This window comes from Agromyces seonyuensis (assembly GCF_009789225.1).
GTDB lineage: Bacteria > Actinomycetota > Actinomycetes > Actinomycetales > Microbacteriaceae > Agromyces > Agromyces seonyuensis.
In genome coordinates this window covers 1-20,226 of record NZ_WSTA01000010.1, presented here as the reverse complement: position 1 = coordinate 20,226, position 20,226 = coordinate 1, and the positions used below count along the sequence as shown (strand labels likewise).

General features: G+C 67.1%; 15 protein-coding genes, 3 pseudogenes and 1 riboswitch. Of the genes and pseudogenes, 15 read left to right on the top strand and 3 right to left on the bottom strand.

Annotated elements, in window-relative coordinates; translation table 11 throughout:
* The gene (locus tag GB864_RS03715) at positions 1 to 573 is read left to right on the top strand and encodes a flavin reductase family protein (protein ID WP_160423008.1); all 573 of its coding nucleotides are present in this window, start codon (positions 1 to 3) and stop codon (positions 571 to 573) included.
* Positions 574 to 695: 122 nt separating this feature from the next.
* Here GB864_RS03715 and GB864_RS03710 read toward each other — a convergent pair whose 3' ends face one another.
* Positions 696 to 1,394, bottom strand: a complete 699-nt coding sequence (locus tag GB864_RS03710; RefSeq protein ID WP_160423007.1) for an NUDIX hydrolase — start codon at positions 1,392 to 1,394, stop codon at positions 696 to 698.
* Positions 1,395 to 1,505: 111 nt separating this feature from the next.
* On the opposite strand from GB864_RS03710, the pseudogene GB864_RS03705 reads away from it, so the two are divergent.
* The 5 genes and pseudogenes from GB864_RS03705 (at position 1,506) to GB864_RS03685 (ending at position 8,925) form a co-directional block, all read left to right on the top strand.
* Positions 1,506 to 3,287: pseudogene (locus GB864_RS03705) on the top strand (ADP-ribosylglycohydrolase family protein).
* A 97-nt stretch (positions 3,288 to 3,384) separates the two neighbouring features.
* On the top strand, positions 3,385 to 3,705 hold the full coding sequence (locus tag GB864_RS03700) for a hypothetical protein (RefSeq protein WP_160423006.1): 321 nt from the start codon (positions 3,385 to 3,387) through the stop codon (positions 3,703 to 3,705).
* Complete coding sequence (locus GB864_RS03695) at positions 3,698 to 3,994, top strand: hypothetical protein (RefSeq protein WP_160423005.1); 297 nt, start codon at positions 3,698 to 3,700, stop codon at positions 3,992 to 3,994. The genes GB864_RS03700 and GB864_RS03695 overlap by 8 nt, the downstream gene beginning before the upstream one ends.
* Positions 3,995 to 4,271: 277 nt before the next feature.
* Positions 4,272 to 6,287 carry a sigma factor-like helix-turn-helix DNA-binding protein gene (locus tag GB864_RS03690; RefSeq protein ID WP_160423004.1) on the top strand — a complete coding sequence of 672 codons (2,016 nt, stop codon included), beginning with the start codon at positions 4,272 to 4,274 and terminating at the stop codon, positions 6,285 to 6,287.
* A 91-nt stretch (positions 6,288 to 6,378) separates the two neighbouring features.
* Positions 6,379 to 8,925 (top strand): GmrSD restriction endonuclease domain-containing protein, encoded by a 2,547-nt coding sequence (locus GB864_RS03685; RefSeq protein WP_160423003.1) that lies wholly within the window; start codon positions 6,379 to 6,381, stop codon positions 8,923 to 8,925.
* Positions 8,926 to 9,109: 184 nt separating this feature from the next.
* On the opposite strand, the pseudogene GB864_RS03680 reads toward GB864_RS03685, so the two are convergent.
* A pseudogene (locus GB864_RS03680) lies at positions 9,110 to 9,505 on the bottom strand (helix-turn-helix domain-containing protein); the annotation flags it as partial.
* 172 nt (positions 9,506 to 9,677) lie between these two features.
* On the opposite strand from GB864_RS03680, the gene GB864_RS03675 reads away from it, so the two are divergent.
* The 7 genes and pseudogenes from GB864_RS03675 to GB864_RS03640 all read left to right on the top strand — a co-directional run bounded on the left by GB864_RS03675 (position 9,678) and on the right by GB864_RS03640 (position 17,128).
* Positions 9,678 to 10,310, top strand: coding sequence for a hypothetical protein (locus GB864_RS03675; protein WP_160423002.1), 633 nt, complete (start codon positions 9,678 to 9,680; stop codon positions 10,308 to 10,310).
* 144 nt (positions 10,311 to 10,454) lie between these two features.
* Positions 10,455 to 11,603 (top strand): annotated as a pseudogene (locus GB864_RS03665) (IS3 family transposase).
* A gap of 306 nt (positions 11,604 to 11,909) precedes the next feature.
* A complete protein-coding gene (locus GB864_RS03660; RefSeq protein WP_336603866.1) occupies positions 11,910 to 12,650 on the top strand; it encodes a hypothetical protein in 741 nt (246 codons plus the stop codon).
* Between the two features lie 413 nt (positions 12,651 to 13,063).
* Positions 13,064 to 14,038, top strand: coding sequence for a DNA cytosine methyltransferase (locus tag GB864_RS03655; RefSeq protein ID WP_160422998.1), 975 nt, complete (start codon positions 13,064 to 13,066; stop codon positions 14,036 to 14,038).
* A 295-nt stretch (positions 14,039 to 14,333) separates the two neighbouring features.
* Positions 14,334 to 14,723 (top strand): very short patch repair endonuclease, encoded by a 390-nt coding sequence (locus tag GB864_RS03650; RefSeq protein ID WP_336603865.1) that lies wholly within the window; start codon positions 14,334 to 14,336, stop codon positions 14,721 to 14,723.
* 103 nt (positions 14,724 to 14,826) lie between these two features.
* Positions 14,827 to 14,940: riboswitch (SAM riboswitch) on the top strand.
* A gap of 31 nt (positions 14,941 to 14,971) precedes the next feature.
* On the top strand, positions 14,972 to 15,613 hold the full coding sequence (locus GB864_RS03645) for a hypothetical protein (protein WP_160422996.1): 642 nt from the start codon (positions 14,972 to 14,974) through the stop codon (positions 15,611 to 15,613).
* 237 nt (positions 15,614 to 15,850) lie between these two features.
* Positions 15,851 to 17,128: an ATP-binding protein gene (locus GB864_RS03640; protein ID WP_160422995.1), complete on the top strand. Its 1,278-nt coding sequence runs from the start codon at positions 15,851 to 15,853 to the stop codon at positions 17,126 to 17,128.
* Positions 17,129 to 17,460: 332 nt separating this feature from the next.
* On the opposite strand, the gene GB864_RS03635 is transcribed toward GB864_RS03640, so the two are convergent.
* Positions 17,461 to 18,264: a hypothetical protein gene (locus GB864_RS03635; RefSeq protein ID WP_160422994.1), complete on the bottom strand. Its 804-nt coding sequence runs from the start codon at positions 18,262 to 18,264 to the stop codon at positions 17,461 to 17,463.
* A 261-nt stretch (positions 18,265 to 18,525) separates the two neighbouring features.
* Here GB864_RS03635 and GB864_RS18350 point away from each other — a divergent pair, with 261 nt between their 5' ends.
* Both GB864_RS18350 and GB864_RS19055 read left to right on the top strand, forming a co-directional pair.
* Positions 18,526 to 19,743 (top strand): Fic family protein, encoded by a 1,218-nt coding sequence (locus tag GB864_RS18350; protein ID WP_336603864.1) that lies wholly within the window; start codon positions 18,526 to 18,528, stop codon positions 19,741 to 19,743.
* A gap of 239 nt (positions 19,744 to 19,982) precedes the next feature.
* Positions 19,983 to 20,226, top strand: a 244-nt coding sequence (locus GB864_RS19055; RefSeq protein ID WP_419672763.1) for a transposase-like zinc-binding domain-containing protein, incomplete at its 3' end; no start/stop codon positions are given.

Here is a 20,226-nt window from a genome sequence, read left to right as displayed (position 1 = left end):
ATGTTCCACGCGTACCCGACCGCGGACTGGGGCGAGCGCCCGAAGGCGGGCTTCTCGTCGTCGCTGTCGAGCGACGAGTTCAAGGCCCTCTTCCGCGGACACCCCGGGGGCGTCGCCGTCGTCACGGCGGATGCGGGCGACGGTCCGGTCGCGCTGACGGCGACCTCGGTGGCGTCGGTGAGCGCCGAACCGCCCCTGCTGATCTTCTCCATCTCGGCCCAGTCCTCGGCATCCGACGTGCTCTCGCGAGCCGAGACGGTCGTCGTGCACCTGCTCGACGCGAGCGACCTCGACGTGGCGAAACTCGGAGCGACCAGCGGCATCGATCGCTTCGCCGAGGCCGACCGCTGGTCGCGCCTGGTCACCGGCGAACCGGTCTACCGGGACGTCCGCGCCTGGGTGCGCTGCGCCGTCATCGATCGCATGGATGCCGGTGCCTCCACGGTAATCGCCGCCCACGCGCTGCAGTCCCACATCGAGCGCGGCGTCGCCCCGGACGCTCCCGGCGACGCCCTCGTCTACCACGACCGCACGTGGCACCGCCTGGGCGAGCACTCCCGCATCGAGGGGTGAGCGGGGTGCCGGGGGCTCGGGTGCATGCTCGCGTGCGTTGACGGCGGAGCCGGCTGAGGTCCCGGTCTGCGCGGGCTACCTGAAGCCGGACGTCGTCGAGCGCATCGCGCACGGAGCGGGCCTCACCGACTGGGCGGCGCGTACGCCGAGCAGTACAGCTCCGCCGGCTTGCCCCGCACACCTCGGCGCAGGGTGCCCGTCGGCTCGAGCTGCGGCAGCATCAGGCGCCGGAAGGCGTCCCGTGAAAGCCGTTCGCCGAGCACCGCTTCGTGGAGGCGCCGGAGCTCGAAGATCGTGAACGAGCCGACCGGCTCGTCGTCGCGCCGCTCGGGAACTGCCAGGAGTCCGGCCGGGTCGGGTGAACGCCGGTAGTCGGCCCGTAGCGCCTCGACCGCGGCGCCGACGATCGCGTCGTGGTCGTACCTGAGCCCGGTGACCTCGTCGACGCCGGTGAGCCTGGTGCGCTCGATGAGTGCGATCCGGTGCGTCGGCACGACGTCGGAATGCGCGACGGAGAGCACCCAACCGCGGTCGTCCCGATCGGGCGCATCGAAGACCCGCAGCTGGCGCGGACGAAGGCCGGTGATGCCCGCCTTGGCGCGGAGCGAGCGCAGCACCGCGACATCGAGCGTCTCCCCCGGGTGCACGAACGTGCCGGGCAGTCGCCACTCGTCCGCACCGTCGCGGAGGGCGTCGTTCGTCTGCGTCAGCAGCACCGACAGCGGGCCGCCGTCGGGCACGGTCAGCACCGCGGTGTCGACGGCCACGGACGGGCGCGGATAGTCCTCGAGCGTGCGATCGGAGCTGTCTCGGTAGACCATTCCCCCACTGTAGGGGGAATTAGAAGCGATGCGCGCTAAATGTCGGCGGCGCCGTGCATACTGATCACGTACGAGAAAGACGGAATTTGCGCTAAATAAACCGGAGGCCTCATGCCCACCATCGAATCGGCGAACCACCACGACCCGAGCCTGTACTGCGCCTACTTCGGCGGGCCGCGCGACGGCCTCAAGTCCGGCGACCTGCCGGTGACCCTCTCCGGTAAGCGGCTCACCGGGATGGTGGTGAAGACGCCCCTCGCCGAGCCCGCCGCGTACAGCGTATTCGCCGTCTACGAGTGCGTCGGCGAGACGCAGGTCGACGGTTTCTGGCAGTTCTTCTTCCGCGGCCTCGAGGGCCCGAACGGCGAGGCGCTCGTCGCGCATGCGCCGGCCGAAGAAGCTCCCCGACCCCGACCTGCCCGAACCCCAGGAGCCCCCATGTCCCGTTCCACCTTCACCCTCGACCGCACCATCGGCGCCGTGCTCGCCTCCGCGGCGGGCGACGCCCTTGGCTCCCAGTACGAGTTCGGGCCCGCACTGCCCGACGAGGCATCCATCGCCTTCGGCGTCGGCATCTTCGGGCACGGCTTCGGCGAGTGGACCGACGACACGAGCATGGCCGTGCCGCTGCTGCAGGCGCTCGCGCGCGGCGAGTCGCTCAACGACCCGGCCGTGCTCGGCCGCATCCCCGCGGAGTGGCGCGAGTGGTCGCGCACCGCCCGCGACGTCGGCGCGCAGACCCGCGCCGTGCTCGGCCGGCTTCCGGAGCTCACAACCGAGGATGCTTCGCGCGCCGCCGCCGAGGCGCAGCACCGCCGCTAGGGCCGCTCCGGCGGCAACGGCTCGCTCATGCGCACGAGCCCGGTCGCGCTCGGCTAGCTCGCCGACGGCACGGAGGCGGACCTCGTCGACGCCGCCGCCCGGGTCGCCGAGCTGACCCACTGGGAGCCCGACAACGCGGATGCGACGGCGCTGTGGTGCCTCGCGATCCGGCATGCGATCCGCACGGGCGAGCTCGACGTGGCCGCGGGCCTCGCGCACCTGCCCGCCGAGCGGCGGGACCGCTGGGCCGCATTCATCGACGCGGCGCTCGCGCCCGGCGCGCACCCCCGCGACTTCAGCGCGAGCAACGGCTGGGTGGTGCGCGCGTTCCAGGGCGCCCTCGCGGCTGTCGCCGGCGCCGGTTCGCTGCAGGATGCCCTCGAGCGCGCGGTGCGCGGCGGCAACGACACCGACACCGTCGCGGCGATCGCCGGTTCCCTGGCGGGGGCGCTCTACGGCGGCAGCGCCGTGCCCCTGTCGTGGAAGCGGCGCCTGCACGGCTGGCCGGGGCTCGGCGCCGACGACCTCGTACGCCTTGCGGTGCTCGCCGCCCGCGGCGGGAAGCCCGACAAGATCGGCTGGCCGAGCGCGCCGAGCTCCGCGCGGCCGTGGTTCCAGCACACGCCGGCCCGCCGGCATCCGCATGACGAGGGCGTCTGGCTCGGCTCGCAGTCGGCGCTGGCCGACCTGCCCGCCGAGGTCGACGCGGTCGTCTCGTTGTGCCGCCTCGGCACGTCCGAGGTGCCCGTCGGCGTCGAGGCCGTCGGCGTCTGGCTGATCGACGAGGCTGGCGCCAACCTCGACCCGGATGCCGTCCTCGCCGACACCGTCGACACGATCGCCGCGCTCCGCGCCGAGGGCCGCACGGTGTTCGTGCACTGCGCGGAGGCTCGGAGCCGCACGTCGGCAGTTGCCGCGCTCTACGGCAACCGGCACCGAGGCATCCCGATCGCCCGCGCTTGGCGCGACGTCGAGGCGACCCTGCCCGGCTTCGCACCGCAGCCGTTCCTGCAGGATGCGGTGGCCAGGCTCGCGGTACCCGCCGCTTCCGGCGGATCGGAGGCGGCGTGAGCGCGGGCGACGACGGGTTCGACTTCGAGTTCGACGACGAGTGGCTCGAGCGCCTCCGCGAGCGCGCCGCCGAGCCGCTCGCGAGTACGGCCAGGCTTTGGTCGAGGCGATCCGCCGCGAAGGCGAGGAGAACACCGCGGCCTCCCCCACCGAACCCGGCCTCTACCGCCTGCCGTGCGGGAGTTGCTACGTCGAGTTATGGATCGGCTCGGACGGCGAGGAGCACTGGTCGGTGCCGGGCAACCCGATCGGCTTCACCCGCGAGTCGATCTCCTTGTGCATCCACGGCCCGCGCCCCTGGACCCGCCTCCACACGCTCGCCGAAGCGTCGCAGATCTTCGCGGCGAGGATCGAAGGCGGCGCGACGATCGACGAGCTGGTGCGGGAGTACGAGGAAGCGGAGGCAGCGGATGCCTGAGGGCCAGCCGTTCCCGGGCTTCACCTACTACGAACGGCACGGACGGCTCTTCCGCGCCCGGCGGTACCCCACCGAGCGATGGGACGGCGACGAGTGGGTGGACATCGGCAATGCCCTGCTCGACTGGTATCGCGACCTCGACGTCGACCTCGACGACCTCACCGAGGACGAAGCCCGCGCGACATTCCCGAACGCGTTCGCCACGGCGCCGGCGACGCTGTCGGCCGCGACGAGCGACATCGACCGACCGCCGCTCTCGGACGACGAGCGCGGGCGATGGTATCGGTAGCTGACCCCAAGCGAGGCACCGCGGAGCAGCTCGCCCACGCACGTGCCTGGTGGGGACCGACGAGCGCATCCTGGATGCCTGGGAGATGGGTCCGTAGCAGCAACCCGCCCCAGTTCGGGGGATGGAGTGCCGCTCGACGACTCTCCCCGCGACCCCCGCGAATAGCCTGAAGACCGCACCTGCACCTCCCTACCGAAAGCTGCAACGGATGCCCCGAACTTGGCTCGAACTCTTTCCGTGGCTCGAAGGGGTTCCCCTTCACGAGCGAGCACCGTGGATGACGCTCCCGACCGACGACAACGCGGTCGCGCGACGTTTCCGGATCGGCGATGTCGCCGAGATCGCCATGAACGAGTTCGGCGCTCGCACGATCGGCGATCTCTTCACCGGTATTCCGTCGGAACTGCGTCTCACGGATCTCGAGCTGCCGACTCGAGCGTCGAACGCGTTCGCCCGGCGCTCGATCACAACTGTCGCCGACCTGCAGGACCACCGCATCGGCGAGATTCGCCTTTGGCCCGGAATTGGGGTGGGCACCGTTCGATCGTTCGTCGCCTCACTCGTCGAAGCCGCGATGCACGAGCCCTCTGCGTCCGCCACGAGCACGACTCCCGCGGACGAACTCGGAGCATCCGCCTCGCTCGCCGGAGCGGCCGACGATCTCCGCATCATCGCGACCTGGCACACGGCGCTGGGGCTCACCGACCAGCCGCTCCTGGGTTCGGCGCTGCCGCCCGGGGCACCGGAATACGTCATCGCAGCGCGGAGTCGGCTCGAGGCGCTGGTCGCCGCCGATGTGCTGGTCGCCTGGGAAGCGGAAGCAGACGTGGCGGATCACTTCGATGCTGCCTTCGCCGAGTTCGATCCGCGAATGCAGCGCATTCTCGCCGAGCGGCTCTTCGCCGACAAGCCCAACACCCTGGACGCTCTGGGTCAGAACTTCGACGTCACGCGCGAACGCATCCGACAACTCGAGACGAAAGCACGTTCGCAAGCGACCGCCCTCATGACCGGCGACGGAATCATCCCGTCGGTGGCGGAGGCAGTCCGGCAGCGGATCGGCGCCGCGCTTGCACTCGAGGATCTCCTCGCGTCCATGCCTGCGCTCGCCCACGACGTCACGATCGTCGGGCGGCAGGCATGGCGCGTGCTCGACCGCCTCGACGACGCGTACGAGATCCGAGACGGATGGTGCGCCGCACCGACCGTCGCCGCGGCGATGGATGCATCGCGCGAGACCGTGCTGGCTCTCGTGAACTCGCACGGCGTCGTTCCCGTCGACGACATCACCGGGAAGCTGTCCATCGCGGAAGCGCGGATCGCCGAGTGGTTGACGGCGTGCGGATATCGAGTTCTCGAAGACCATGTGCTGACCCGCTCGAGCAACCTGGCCGACCTGAGCGCGGCGGTGCTCTCGATCGAGGGAGCGCCCATGAGCTCCGTGGAGATCCACGAACGGGTGGGCAGTGCTCGCACGCTGGCTTCCCTGCGGAACCAGCTCGCCGTCCACGATCGTATCCGTCGTATCGACCGGGACTCCTGGGCCCTGGACGAGTGGGAGTTCGAGACGTACGGCGGCATCCGCCCTGCGATCGCAGAGCGTGTGGAACGAGCGGGCGGCGCCATCGCTCTCGACGAGCTCGTCGCCGAGATCACCGAGAAGTACTCGGTCAGCCCGAACAGCGTGATCACATACGCGAACACCTCGCCCTACGAATGCAAGAAAGGCGTCGTGCGCTTCGCAGACCAAGGTCCGAAGGTTCGCAAGTCGCCTTGGATCACCCGCCGCCTCTATCGCCGTGTCGACGCATGGATGCTTCGGGAGACGATCAACGCCGACCACGAGCGCGGCAGCGGCTTCGCGATACCGCACGCGTTCGCCGGCGTGGTCGAGCTGGGCGTCGGCGACGTCCGCAACATCCCGTCGCGGCTCGGACCGCAGGCGCTGACCTGGAACGCCATCCAGCCCGCCTTCGGCAGCATCCGTCGCTTCATCCTCGCCGACGGGCTGAAAGCCGGCGCCGAGGTGCTGCTCATCGTCGGCGACGACGGAACCTTCGACGTGGAGGAGCTGCCGGCGATGACCGGCGACGCACTCCACGACGCCCTCCTGCTCGTCGGCGCCGCACCGACGATCCACCCCACGAGGGCTCGGGCATTGCTCGCTCGCGCGATCGGCAAGTCGGACACGGCGTCGGTGGACGAGCTCGCCGAGGCCTACCGGGCACGAGGCGACCTGGAGATCGCGGACCTCGTGCTCGGCGCGCGTTCTGCGCTGCAGGGCATCGCCTGACCGCCTGCACCAGCGCTCTCCCGATACCGACGACCGCGGAAACGGCTAGCCTGACTGCCGCTCCGAAACATATGGAAGGCCGCGACACGATATGGACGTCCAAGAAACGCAGCTGCAGTCGGTGCTCGCCGGCGTGAAGCAGTACCGGGTGCCGCTCTACCAACGCACCTACTCGTGGTCGAGCAAGCAGCTCGGCCGGCTCTGGGACGACATCGTCGCGCTCGCCGACGAGCAGCGGCAGAACTCTCGCGCGACGCACTTCACCGGATCGCTCGTGCTCTCGCTGGGCCAGGTAGGCGCCGGCGGCACGGAGTTCCTCGTTGTCGACGGCCAGCAGCGCCTCACCACCCTGACGATGCTGCTCTGCGCATTGCGCGACCACTACAAGGAGACCGAGCCCGACCGCCCCGAGAAAGCCGCTCGTGTCGAAGAGACCTATCTCGTCGACCGATTCAAGAGCGGTGATGAGAAGTACAAGCTCCTCCCGACCCAGGCGGACCGCGCCGCATTCCGCGCCATCGTCGGCGGCACACCCGAGCACGCCGGCACCTCCGGTCTCCTCGAGGCGTATCGGTTCTTCCGCGCCGGGCTGCACCGCGCTGACGATCCGGAGGACCCGCACGATATCGATCGGATCGAAGCGGCCGTTCTGAGTGGCCTGGTCTTCGTCTCAATCACGGCACGCGGCGATGACAACGTCTATCGGATCTTCGAATCGCTGAACAACACGGGCCTCAAACTCACGCAGGGCGATCTCATCCGCAACTACCTGTTCATGCGGCTGGGCACGCGCGGCGAAGACGTCTACAACGACATCTGGCTGGACTTGCAGCGCAAGCTCTCGACCAATGACCTCGAGACGCTGTTCTGGCTCGACCTCCAGCGCACTCGGCCCGATTCGAAGCCCGGCGACATCTACACCGCCCAGGTCGAGCGAATGAATGCGCTCCCGGACGAAGCGATCGTCGACGAAGTCCGTCGTTTCTCCGACCTCGCGTCGATGCTGCAGGTCATCCGTTCTCCGCTGCACGAATCGTCGCCCGCGGTTCGCCGGCAGCTCGAGCGGCTATCGCTCTGGGGGCTCGGTGCGACCGATGCACTGGTGCTGCATCTCCTAGATCTCCGCGCCGGCGGCGTCCTGACCGATGACGAGGTCGCACGCGGACTGCAGCTGCTCGAGTCGTTCCTCGTTCGACGTCTCGTCATCGGCGCTCCGGCGAACGCGCTCTCCCGCATCCTGTACCGCGCACCGCTCGAAATCGCGGACGCCTCCGACGCGGTCGATGCGCTGCATCGCTACTTCTCCTCCGGCCGCAAGTACTTCGCAACCGACGCCCAGATCATCGATGCGGTCGGAACCAAGCAGTTCTACTACCAGGGCAAGTACCACCAGCGACGCGCGGTCCTCGGATGGCTCGAGGAAACCACTCCGATGCGTGCCGGTGATCGCGCACTGCCGGGCAAGGAGCACGTGGATCCGTCGACGATGACGATCGAGCACATCATGCCGCAGAGCCCTACCGCCGAGTGGATGGCAGCTGCGTCGCGCAACCTCGGCGAGTTCGCCACCTTCGACGACTTCCACGAGGCAACGGTCCACTCGCTCGCGAACCTCACGCTGACCGCCTACAACAGCGAGCTCAGCAACCACCCCTTCGAGCTGAAGCGGGACTACCTTCGCTCGTCGTCCATGCGCATGAACATGGAGATCGCCGATCGCCCGTCATGGGATCGAACCGCGATTGAGGAACGTGGACGTGCACTTGCCGAGCGCATCATCGCGACGTGGACGGGACCGATCAGCGAACCGGCTCCGGAATCTGGATTTCCCGCCCGTACGGTCTCGGATCTGGTGCAGGCGATCCCGGCAGGCCGGTGGGCGAGCTACGGAGATCTCGCGCAAGTCGCCGGAACCCACCCTGTGCCGCTCGGTCAGTTCATCGCGGGCTCCGGACTTCCCGGCGCTTACCGTGTCCTCGGTCGCCGTGGAACTATCTCGCCCGGATTCTCGTGGCACACGAACAGCCCTTTCCAGGGGCGTGATCCGCTCGACGTACTCGCCGACGAGGGGGTCGAGTTCAACGCCGAGGGTCGGGCAAGCACGGCTCAACGGCTCGGCGTGCCGGAACTCGCTGCCCTGATCGGGCTTTCAATGGGGTCGGATGGTGACGCGCTCGTCGACGAGGACGACGAACGCACGGCATTCCTGGAGTCGCTCGCGAAGCAGCACTCAGCCGCGACCGTGTTCGGCGTCGGCGAGCTGATCGAAGGATGGGAGCGGCTCGGAGGCCACATCTCCTACGGCTCGACGGCGGAACCGAGCTGCTTCCTCGAAGCGGGAACCGGACCAGGGCGCCCGAAGTCGATCTGGCCGTTCACGATCTATCCGTACGGATCGGTCGAGGTCGTGTTCCAACACTTGATGAATCGTCCGCCGTTCGATGAACCCGAGCTGCGCGAGGAGCTGCGCGAGCGCCTCAACCGTGTCGCGGGCATCCGTATCGAATCAGATCGGCTCGAGAAGCGCCCGCCGTTCCAGGTCGATGTCCTCGCAGATCGCGAGGCACGTTCGATGGTGATCGAGACCCTCGAGTGGTTCATGGCAGAGCTCGCGCGGTTCGACGCCGAGCACGCATAGCCGCGCCAGAAGTACCAATGGGCACGACCACGGGAACCCGGACCGCGCCCACGGCACGAAGATCAAGAGAACGGACCGCGCGTGAACGACGAACGCGATGAAGCTTCATTCACATTCAGTTGGCTTGCACTCAAATTGCTTGGACGCGGCCTCTACTCCAATCCATGGAGCGCGCTCTCGGAACGTACCGGACGGGCTTCGGTTTGCGGACAGGGAGCCCGGTGCCCTGATCCAGCGCTTGTAGCAGTGGCATCCGGTAGCGGCCGAGCACTCGGCCCACGGTCGATCGTGGGATCCCCAGATGCCAGGCGATCCGATGCGGCCCCCACCGCCGGGTGAACCGGAGCGCGACGATGCGTCGTTCGGTGCGCCGCGGCAGTCGAGCAGGCGAGGACCGCGGACGTGAGGAGCGGTCCGTCAACGGCAGACCGGCTCCATAGCGGCGCGCCCACCTGGACGCGGTTGCCGGCGAGCACTGGAAACGCTCGGCGGCCCGACGGACAGCCCAACCGTCATCGACGATCAGCGATGCAAGACGACGACGCCCCTCGGGCGTCAACGGCGCGTTAGCGTGAGTCACGAAGACCTCCGTGAAGCGGATGGTACCCACATCGTTCCCGGAGGTCTTCGCTTACCTCACACGTTCACAACGTGTCGGGGAAGAACACCTAGGATTCGAACTAACTGCAAGCGCCCACGTACAGGTTGAACAGGCTATTCAATGTTGGAGCCGGTCGAAGAAGGGAGTGATTGTGGGCAGATTCCTGATCGCGCTGGAGGAGCGCGAACGTGACCTGCTTGCGAAGTCAGTGACTGCGTCGAGTCTGGACTCCGCGGTCGAGATCAGCGGCAAGTTGAGCGACAGCCAAACGGTATTCAGCTTTGAGGCGAAGGGTATCGTTCGGTTCTTGAGGGAGGAGGCTCCGCTTGGGGCCCGGGACGCGCTGCCATACTGGCGAATCGCAGGGGAGTTTGCCGCGTTCTTCGGACTTGACCTTCTGGCAGCGAGTCCTGAAGTCAAGCTGTCGATCGTTGGGCTCCAGGAAAATGAGCGGGAGGATCTTCTCCATTTCCTTGCATCCAACGAACTCCAAGCCTCGGAAGCTGCCCCCGACTCGATCGCGCGCAAAGTCGGGCTCGCAACCCTGATTGACACCGAGGATGCTGCACGCGCTTCAAAAGCTCTTCTCGACAAGGCGAACAGTTGCGGCCCTGGCCTCGAAGAGTTCTATTGGGCCAGGGCCGCGCATTACGTCAGATGGCCTTTTGATTCACGCTACGGAACCGTGAAGCAGCTAGTGGACAGAGTCAAGCAACAGAGTATTGACCTGCTCCTCAATGCCGCGTCTCAAATTGGTGAGGATGGCGGTTCAGATGGACCCTAACTCACTGATACGCGCCAGTAGTGATCGCCAAGTTGCGGGACGAGCAAGTTCGCAGCGCGGACGGTATTTTCGTGGCTCTTCGCATTCAAGCGTGTATGAATCGGCCTGGGTTTCGTTCCGTTCTTGAAGCAAGGATGGAAGACGATGAACAGGAAGTACTCGCCGGAGATGCGTGAGCGGGCGCTCAGGATGCTCGCTGAGGCGCGCCCGGGGCATCCGAACTTGATGAGCGCGGTCCGGCACGTGGCTGGGCTGCTTGGGATGAGCGCGGAAACGCTGCGGTTGTGGCAGCGCCGCTACGAGGTCGACGCGGGCGTGAAGCCGGGCGTGACCTCGGACGCAGCAGCTGAGATCAAGCGGCTGCAGAAGGAAGTCGCCGAGCTGCGCAAGGCGAACGAGATCCTCAGGGCCGCGAGCGTGTTTTTCGCCAAGGAGCTCGACCGCCCCTCGACAAGATGATCCGGTTCATCGACGAGCACCGGGATCGTTTCGCCGGTCGAGCTCATCTGCCGTGTCCTCCGGCCGGCGGTGAAGGGATTCGTGACCTCGCGCGGCTACCGCGCCGCGACGAGCAGGACGCCGTCGGCGCGGAGCCTGCGCGATGACCTGCTGGTGCCCGAGGTCGCCCGCCTGCATGCGGAGAACTACGGCGTCTACGGCCGCCGGAAGATGCACGCGTTGATGCGCCGGCAGGGCTGGGACATCGGCCGCGACCAGACCGAGCGGCTGATGCGCCTGGCCGGCGTGCGCGGCGTGAAGAAGTCCAAGAGGGTCTTCACGACCAAGTCCGACCCGGCCGCCGCGCTGCCGAAGGACCTCGTCCAGCGCCGCTTCACCGCTGACGGGCGCATCGTCGGGTGGAACGTCGCGGCGACGCTGAAAGCGGAGATCCTGCACATGCAGGCGCTCGACATGGCCGCGAGGGACGCCGGCGGTGACCTGAGCGGGCTGACGCATCACTCCGATCACGGGTCGAACTACATGGCGACGGTCTACACCGACCGCATCCTCGAACTCGGCGCCGTGCCATCGACCGGGACCGTCGGCGACTCGTACGACAACGCGATGGCCGAGGCCGTCAACAACCTCGACAAGACCGAACTGATCCGTCAGCGCGGCCCGTGGCGAACCGTCGAGCAGGTCGAGTTGGCGACCCTCGAGTACGTGTGGTGGTGGAACCACCAGCGCCTGCACGGCGAACTCGACATGCGCACCCCGATCGAGGTCGAGACCGCGCACCACGCTGACCTCGAATCAGCCCAGCAGAGCCCGGCCGGACAAAGAAACCGCTAGGAACGAAACCCAGGCCGATCCAGTTTGGAGGATGCCTCAATACCCAAGGCATTTGACTAGGTATCGGCCGCATACGCGAGGTCGATGCGCTGGCAGACCTGGGGCCGGCGATAGCGTAGCCTGTCCCACGTGAATCATGTGTTCGAGTGGTTCGGCTTCGCGGCAGAGGATCAGAGTGATATTGCTGCAAGGACCGCAGAATCCCAGACGTGCCCATTTGTCCCAGGGCCTTGCAGTAAGCGAGCCAGTGGAGGGGCATGTTCCGTATCTATTGCCAATGTCCCGGTTACGATTTGCCCAAAGCGAATGTACTTCGATGACTTCGCCGTCCTCCGGCAGGTCGCCGAGATTGCATTTAAGGATCTTGACGTCCAAGTTGGCGCTGACGACCTCCCACTCCTGGTCCCGGGGGCTCAAGTCAAGGTGCACGCTAGTAACTCTGGGAGAAATCGAGTAGGTGTCTTCGGACAGGGCTGGCAGAACTCCGGTGAAATCAAGCTCCCTCCAGCTATGCCCGAAGGAGGCGAGTACTCGATCGACTATGTACTCGTCGCAGTAGATCCGACTGGCGCGCTTCTTTCTTTTGCCCCGGTCGAGGTACAGACAATCGACATTAGCAATAGCTACCGCGAGAGCATCTCTCAGCTCCAAGAGGACCGAACCATCCGCTCTTCCCAGTTCGGAATGAACTGGGAAAACGTCAACAAGCGGATTCTCCCTCAGCTAATCGTGAAGGGACTCATGCTCCAGGCGGAGCGGCTGTGCAGCTCGGGAATATTCTTCATCACACCTGAGCCGGTATTTGATCGAATCATGACTCGCCTTGGAGGTATTGAAAGGCTCCGAATCATTCCGACTCAACCCGGCTCGATCACATTCATGCGATATCAGCAGCAGGCTTCCGGGTGGATGGCCGGAGCACCCATACCCGTAGGAAGCTTGCATCCGCTGACCATTTCGACAAGTGACATGTCGATAGCCTTCATTTCGCCGCTTCACTTGCCGCCGGCCGGATCCTACGAGAGCCGAATCCAGAATCGTTTGTAGCATGGCGGCAACCGCTAAGACTGGGATGTCCAACATACTCGCGGCTCGTGATCGGCCGCTTGAGAATCGCGGGAACAGACAGTATCCCTCGACATTTGACCCGGTGGAAGCCCGTCCGATCCACGAGTGGCATGTGTTCCTGGTCAACTGAAATCACCCCACGGAACAGCCAAACGAGAGCTTCCTTGTCTTCAGCGGGCAGCCTGGCCCCAGCCTGCGATCATTTCATGTCTGCGACGGGGCCGGCGTCGTGGCCGACTGCCGACCCAGCTGCGGCCGAATCCTCGAATCCCCCACTTCCCGCAGGCCATCCCATCCCGAGCGAGCTCACACTCCTCGGCCGACTGTGGCCCGTTGCCGTCGACCAGTGTTTCGCGTCCGCTAGTGTCGGCAGTCCCGTCTAGGCTCGTCTCATGCGTTACGTTTCCTTGTTCAGCGGCGGTGGCGGGCTCGACCTCGGGTTCGAGCGGGCCGGCTGGGAGCCAGTGGTTTGCGTCGACAACGACCCGATCTCCTGCGAAACCCTGTCCTTCAACCGGCCCAACTGGAACGTTGTGTGTGATGACATTCGCAACTTCGACGCAACCCCGTACGCCGGGGTCGATGCGGTAGTAGGGGGTCCTCCCTGTCAGGGGTTCAGCACTGCGGGCAAGGGGAACCCGAAAGATCCTCGGAACTTCCTCTGGAAGGAGTACATGCGGGTCGTTAGCGAAGTGCGTCCGAGGGCGGTCGTCATCGAGAACGTGAGCGCTCTTACCCACCGTCGCAATGGCGACCACCTGAGCGGCATCATGGATGCGCTCGAGGAACAAGGATACACGTTTGCATATGGCGTGCTCAATGCTGCGGACTATGGCGTGCCCCAGGGTCGCCGTCGACTTATCGTTATCGGTATTCGAGACGCTGAAGCTAGCTTGCCCAATCCCACTACTGCGACTAGTCAGCCGACTGTCGGAGAGGCGATCGGCGATCTGGCCGAGAGAGCCTACGATCCTGCGATCAACCACGTAGCAAACCGCCATGCGACGCATGTTGCTGAGAGGTGGGACAAGCTGGCACCGGGCGAAGTTGACCCGAACTACCGACGTTCCAGACTTGACGCTTCAAAGCCGTCGATGACAATCAGGGCCGGCGGCGGCTACGGCCCGAATGGAGATCATCTAGGCGGTTTCCATCCTCCTATTCACCCGACTCTGCCGCGCCAATTGACTGTGCGCGAGGCGGCCCGCATTCAGACCTTCCCGGACGAGTGGATTCTTCGCGGCCCAAAGACCATTCAGGGGCGGCAGATTGGCAATGCAGTGCCCGTGAACCTAGCTGCGGCCATTGGCACGCACCTCGCCGACCTCCTTGGCAAGTCCGTAAGGCTGGAGGAGGAAGCAGCGTAATTGGGAGAGTGCTTTTGCCCAGGTTGCGCACCGAAACAACAGATTCCGGAATTGCGTCGACTTGCGGCCCGAAGTCCTCTTTGCATGCGATGAGCCGGCAACGTGAAGCAAGTCGAGGTCTTCGGGACGGGAAGGGCGAGAGTGCCCCCGCTCGGAGACCTCGACGCCGTCATTCGCCCGGTCCCACCCCGACCAACGCTCGGCTCAGCACACCCTCAACTGCGAATAGCCACATTACCCGATCGGCGTAAAACAGTTGACACCTGAGCGAAAGTCATGGGCATCTTCAGAAGGCGTGCGCCGTTCAATGAAGGCCAATAGGGGAAGGGACACACAGCCAGAGCTTGCCGTCCGCCGCTTGCTCCATGCCGTCGGGCTGCGGTACAGGGTTAACTTTCGACCGATCCCGCGACTCAACAGAACGGCCGATGTGGTGTTTACTCGACAGAAGGTAGCTGTGTTTATCGATGGGTGCTTCTGGCATGGTTGCCCAGAACACTATCAGCGCCCGGTCTCGAATCGGGAGTACTGGGACCCAAAGGTCGCTCGAAACATTGCCCGGGATCTTGATACCACGCGCCGCCTCGTCTCTGCGAGTTGGATCGTGCTCCGCTATTGGGAGCATGAAGCCCCTGAGGAGGTCGCCAAGTCAATCGCCGCCTGCGTGAAGCAGCGCGTAGGTTGACAGCACTACAGCGTCATGGGCCGGCTGCCTCCCTTTGCTGATTGGGTCGGCGCCGACCAGGTTCCCAGCCGAGTGTCGGTCCTCCATGCCACACTGGTCGCAGGTTCACGAGTTGCAGCTGTCGGTACCTGGCCGGCTGCACGGCAACCCCCTCCGTCGAGCGGGGTGCCCCAGGGGAAGAACCGGCCCGGGCGAGCGTTCCGGGCAAGTCGACGGAGGCGCGAGCCTCCCCGTTCGAGGAGGTCCCCATGCCCGCAGAGGAGTACTTCGAGTTCAGCGACCTCGCCCGCCGTGCGTCCTCCGGCGAGCCACCCGTTGCCATCCCGGCGCAGGCCGCCGATCCGACCGCGGACGCTCCGGGCGAGCACACACCCGTCGCGCGCGACCTGTCGCAGCGCTCCGACCTCTACCCCGTCTACCAGCACGGCGACCGCTGGGCGGGCGTGCCCGAGGAGCTCCGTCTCGATTGGTGCCGCGCGCTGCTCGACTTCCCGCCGTACTTCCCCGGCCCGAGCTTCATGGTCTACACCGCGCAGGCGATCCGCGGCGACCGGGTCGCGACGCCGCTCGTGTGGCCGCTGCACGCGGCATCCTTCCACCGCCTCGGGTTCACCGCCGTCGACTGGTACATGCTGCGGCTCTGCCTCGACCGCCGGCTCGAGGAGCTGCTCGCCCGCGGCGACGAGCGCTTCGTCGTCGACACCACGGGCCCGCACGGCTACCGCACCTGTGCCCTGATCCCCGAGGACTGGACCGACTGGCTCGCCCTCGGACGCGCCGGCCTCACCCCGCTGCGCGCGTTCGACCTCATCGTGGACGGCGACCGCCGCTCCTGGCCCGGCGGCAGCATCATCGACGGCGACGACGGCACCGTGATCGCGAGCGCCTGACACCGGGCGGATGCCGCGCAGTGGCTCCCATCGCGGCACCGGCATCGCCGATGGGAGCCGCCGGCATCGGCGGAGCGCCGTTGAGATGCCGGTCATGATGATCTGTAAGCGTCAGATGATCACGGCCTTCCGGGAGCCGCATCGGCCCACGAACCGAACGCCGAGTCCTGCTAGCGGTAGCAGGTAAATCTCCTGCTCACGGTAGCGTAGAAGAAATGCTCACGGTAGCGTAGACGCATGGTCGATTACCTCCCCCGGATCATCGACGGCGAGCTCGACGAGCTGCTGCCGGGGCTCGCCGCGATCGCGCTCGATGGGCCGCGCGGCGTCGGAAAATCCGAGACTGCGCGGCGGCGGGCCGGTACCTTCTTCGCGGTCGACGAGTCCGACACCGCACAGATCCTCGCCAGCGACTTCGGGCTCATCGACCGGTCGACGACCCCGGTCGTCCTCGACGAGTGGCAGCGACTCCCCGAGCTCTGGGATCGCGTGCGGCGCAGCGTCGACCACGACCCTTACGCCGGCGGCCGGTTCCTGCTGACCGGCAGCGCCGCACCGCCGGCCGACGTCCCGCTGCACTCCGGCGCGGGTCGGATCGTCAGCCTGCGGATGCGTCCGCTCAGCTTCGCGGAGCGCTCGATCGAGACGCCGACCGTGTCGTTGGCGGCACTGCTCGGCGGCGAGGCATCCATCGAGGGTCAGACCGATATCGGAGTGCAAACGTACGTCGACGAGATCCTCGCGTCTGGGTTCCCCGGCATCCGTGGACTCGCACCGCGACTGCAGCGAAACCGTCTCGACGGGTACCTCGCCAACATCGCCGAACGCGAACTCCCCGAACTCGGCACCCGAGTACGCCGGCCGGGCACCCTCTTCGGCTGGCTGCGCGCCTACGCGGCGGCGACCGCGTCCACGGCGAGCTACAACGCGATCCTCGACGCGGCGACGCCCGGTGAAGACCAGAAGCCGGCCAAGACGACGACGATCGCCTACCGCGATGCACTCGCGAAACTCTGGTTGCTCGACCCAGTCGACGCCTGGTCGCCCCTCGCGAACCCGTTCACGCGCCTCGCCGGCGCGCCGAAGCACTTCCTCGCCGACCCTGCGCTCGCCGCACGACTCCTCGACCTCGACGCCGACAGCCTCCTCGGCGCGCGCGGCGTCGCCCCGCTCGGCCCCCAGCCCGGGCCGATGCTCGGACGCCTCTTCGAAGCGCTCGCTGCCCTCAGCATCCAGACGTACGCCCAGGCCGCGGAGGCCCGCGTCGGGCATCTGCGCACCCGCAACGGCGATCGCGAAATCGACTTCATCGTGCACCGCGGCGACCACCGGATCGTCGCGGTCGGGGTCAAGCTCGCCGCCGGCGTCGACGACAAGGACGTCCGGCACCTGAACTGGCTGCACGCCGAGCTCGGCGATCGCGTCACCGAACGGGTCATCCTCACGACCGGCCAGTACGCCTACCGCCGCCCCGACGGCGTCGCGGTGGTGCCGCTCGCGCTGCTCGGGCCGTAGACAGCCGCAGCCTGTGCTGCGAGGCGGGCACGGGCAGAGCGAGCCCGGAATCGAGCCTTCCGCCATCCACCCGATGATGAACGGCCTCTGCGATCGACGCGCGCTTACGGCAAGCGCACCCGATCGAACTCCTGCTGCAGGCGCGGGGGTCGCTGGTTCGCTAGACGCGGCTCCCGACGAACTCCTCGTCGTCGACGGCGTGCTCGGTGCCGATCGCGAGCTTGCGGAGGTGCCGCCAGCGGACCGCTGCGAACCGGTCGTCGCGCGGACGGGTGTGCGGCGGCCGGCACTGCGCTGCCGACGTCGAATCCTTTCAGATCGGCGCGCGTCTGTCAGCGAGCGCCCTCGCCCGGCATCTCCTCGAACAACGCGTCGTGGACGAGGATGCGGGCGGTGTCGCTGAGAGTGCGATCCGAGCGGCGGTCGCCGGCTCGCTCGCCGACATTCCCGACGGCGACCCAGAGGTCGTTCCAGACTCCGAAGACCTCGCCCTGTGCGACCGGGGTGCCGTCGCGGTGCGACCAGCCGAGCGCGGTCAGCGTCTTCGCGACCACAGCCACGTCGAGCTTTCCGCCCGGGGTCGTCGCCGCGTGGACGAGGACGACCACGGCGGCGTCGGCCGCGAAGCCGGCTTCGGCCGGAACGAGCTGGTCGGCGAGGTGCTGCCAGAGCGCGGCGCCGTCGGCGAGCCCCGCGCGGCCGAGGCGGGTGAGCCGAAGCGTTCCCTTGAACTTGCGGAGCAGCCCGATGTCGCGCAGGTGTTCCCGAAAGTCCAGCACGGGATGGGCGTCGATCTCACGGTGGACCGCGAAGATCCAGTCCTGCATGCTCGGCAGCACGGCTGCGAGCGCTTGCACGTCGGCCGGCCTGAGGTACCCGGCTGCGGTGAGCGGGATGCCATCCCCGTCGGCGCGCTCGAGCAGCCAACGGTGGGCGGTCAGCGCAGCCGCCGTGTCGACCGGATCGGCGAACGCCTTCGACGTCGACACCTCGACGGCGCGGTCAGTGAAGGACTGCCTGAGCGGCGAGCCCTCCAGGCGGTTCAGCACGTCGGTGAGCGCCGGATGCAGCCGGGACACCATGCGCCGCGTCAGCGGAGCGTCGCTGTCGCGGCGGCGGTGGAACGCGGAGGTCATGACGCCTGCTTTCGTGACGGGAGTCCGATCGGGTCTCCACCGGATGAGCCCGTGGCGACCGAGGTTACCGGCGCGGACCAGCCGCACGCCGTGCGGTTCGTGTCGTCGTTGATGGTCAATCGCCGCAGCAAGCCGGTCTGAACGTGGTCGGCGACAGCCTGACCTCCAGCGGAACTCGCCAACAGCGTTCAGCATGCACGGCAGCTAATGAACTTAGTGTTGCTAAACTTCATTAACCTCACGCGCTGCTGAAGGATGCCGATGGACGAGAAACCGGAACTGGCCGCGGCGCCCACCGCCGTCTCGTACGAGGAGCTGCCGTGGGTTCCGCGGATCCCGAAGGACTCGGTTTCCGACACCGTCTGGCAACGCATCAGCCGCCCCTACCAGGCATCCATCACGCCGTCGATCTCAGATCTCCAGGTGGAACTGCCCGACGAGCTGATCGGCGAAGTGCAGAACGCGCAACAGCAACTGGTGCGGTTCGACGTCGAGGTCGGGGCGATCACCGCACCGTTCGCCTCGATCCTGCTGCGCAGCGAGTCCGCGTCGAGCTCGCAGATCGAGCACCTGACCAGCAGCGCCCGAGCGATCGCCGAAGCCGAACTCGGAGAACGCACCGACGGCAACGCCCCGCTGATCGTGAGCAACGTCCGAGCAATGGAGGCCGCGCTCGCGGCGTCGAGCCGGCTCGACCATGACACCATCATCGCGATGCACCGCGAACTCCTGGAGCGTTCCGACCCTCGCATCGTCGGGCGCTACCGTACGGAGCAGGTCTGGATCGGCGGCGGCGCACGCACGAACTTCTCGCCGCACGGTGCCGACTTCGTCCCACCGCACCATGACCGCGTCGAAGGCGCACTCGACGATCTGATCGAGTTCTCCCTGCGCCCCTCGGGGGCGCCGCTCGCGAACATCGCGGTCGCGCACGCGCAGTTCGAAACCATCCATCCGTTCCCCGACGGCAATGGCCGAACCGGACGCGCGCTCGTACAGGCCGCCCTGCGGCGTGCCGGGCTCACTCGCTCGGTCACCGTTCCGATCTCTGCGGGCATCCTCCAGCAACAGGAGCGCTACTTCGATGCGCTCACCAGGTACCGCGCCGGCGATCTCGCTCCGATCGTCGGCGTCTTCGCCGACGGAGTCGTGCTCGCCGTCGTCAACGGCCGCCGGCTCGTCGACGACATCCAAGCGACGAAGGATGCCTGGCAGGCGAAGTTGACCGGGGTGCGCTCGGACTCGGCAGCCCGCCGCATCGTCGATCTCGCCATCGAGCATCCCGTGCTGAACTCCCGCCTCGTGCAGGAGCGACTGCCGCAGTCCGCGCGAGCGATCTTCACCGCGCTCGATCTCCTCGTGGCCCGCGGCATCCTCACCCCCGGCAACTCGCGCCGACGGGGCCGCATCTGGGTCGCCCCCGACATCACCGCCGCCCTCGACGCCTTCGCCGACCGCAGTCGGCGCGTCGGGGCGTAGCGGCGCACCGAGCTGGCATTGCTTGCGGCTCACCGTCTATTGCTTGCGGTTCACCGTCTGGGGTTGGTGGCGTCATCGGCCGCACCGCATCAGTGCTGCGGTTTCGCCCGGCGCGCGATCATCAGGTTCGCCCACGCCGTTGAGTGGGGCCTATCGGCCAGAAAGAGTGGATGGGGTCCCGCTCTCGGCCCGTGATCGCGCGGATGTAGCGGGATGGTTATGGTCCGTGATGCTTAATCGTGGACCCGACGCCGAACTCGACGACGTGCGTGGTATGCGGCACCGGCCTGGTCAAGAACGGTCGGCATCCCTCGGGCACGCAACGCTGGCGCTGCCCGGCGTGCGGCGCTTCGAGTGTGCGCCGGCGTCCGGACGTGACGCGATGGGAACAGCTGCGGAAGTTCGTGACCTGGGTCACCGGCAAGCACACGCAAGCCGAACTGGATGGCACCGCGACCGGCCGCTCGTTCCGGCGCCAGATCG

What these genes read in the sequence shown, in the direction of transcription:
- GB864_RS18350 (WP_336603864.1), top strand. Translation starts at nt 18,526, where the DNA reads ATGGACGAGAAACCGGAACTGGCCGCGGCGCCCACCGCCGTCTCGTAC.
- GB864_RS03685 (WP_160423003.1), top strand. Translation starts at nt 6,379, where the DNA reads ATGGACGTCCAAGAAACGCAGCTGCAGTCGGTGCTCGCCGGCGTGAAG.
- GB864_RS03695 (WP_160423005.1), top strand. Translation starts at nt 3,698, where the DNA reads ATGCCTGAGGGCCAGCCGTTCCCGGGCTTCACCTACTACGAACGGCAC.
- GB864_RS03660 (WP_336603866.1), top strand. Translation starts at nt 11,910, where the DNA reads ATGTACTTCGATGACTTCGCCGTCCTCCGGCAGGTCGCCGAGATTGCA.
- GB864_RS03640 (WP_160422995.1), top strand. Translation starts at nt 15,851, where the DNA reads ATGGTCGATTACCTCCCCCGGATCATCGACGGCGAGCTCGACGAGCTG.
- GB864_RS03710 (WP_160423007.1), bottom strand. Translation starts at nt 1,394, where the DNA reads ATGGTCTACCGAGACAGCTCCGATCGCACGCTCGAGGACTATCCGCGC.
- GB864_RS03715 (WP_160423008.1), top strand. Translation starts at nt 1, where the DNA reads ATGTTCCACGCGTACCCGACCGCGGACTGGGGCGAGCGCCCGAAGGCG.
- GB864_RS03645 (WP_160422996.1), top strand. Translation starts at nt 14,972, where the DNA reads ATGCCCGCAGAGGAGTACTTCGAGTTCAGCGACCTCGCCCGCCGTGCG.
- GB864_RS03655 (WP_160422998.1), top strand. Translation starts at nt 13,064, where the DNA reads ATGCGTTACGTTTCCTTGTTCAGCGGCGGTGGCGGGCTCGACCTCGGG.
- GB864_RS03690 (WP_160423004.1), top strand. Translation starts at nt 4,272, where the DNA reads ATGACGCTCCCGACCGACGACAACGCGGTCGCGCGACGTTTCCGGATC.
- GB864_RS03635 (WP_160422994.1), bottom strand. Translation starts at nt 18,264, where the DNA reads ATGACCTCCGCGTTCCACCGCCGCCGCGACAGCGACGCTCCGCTGACG.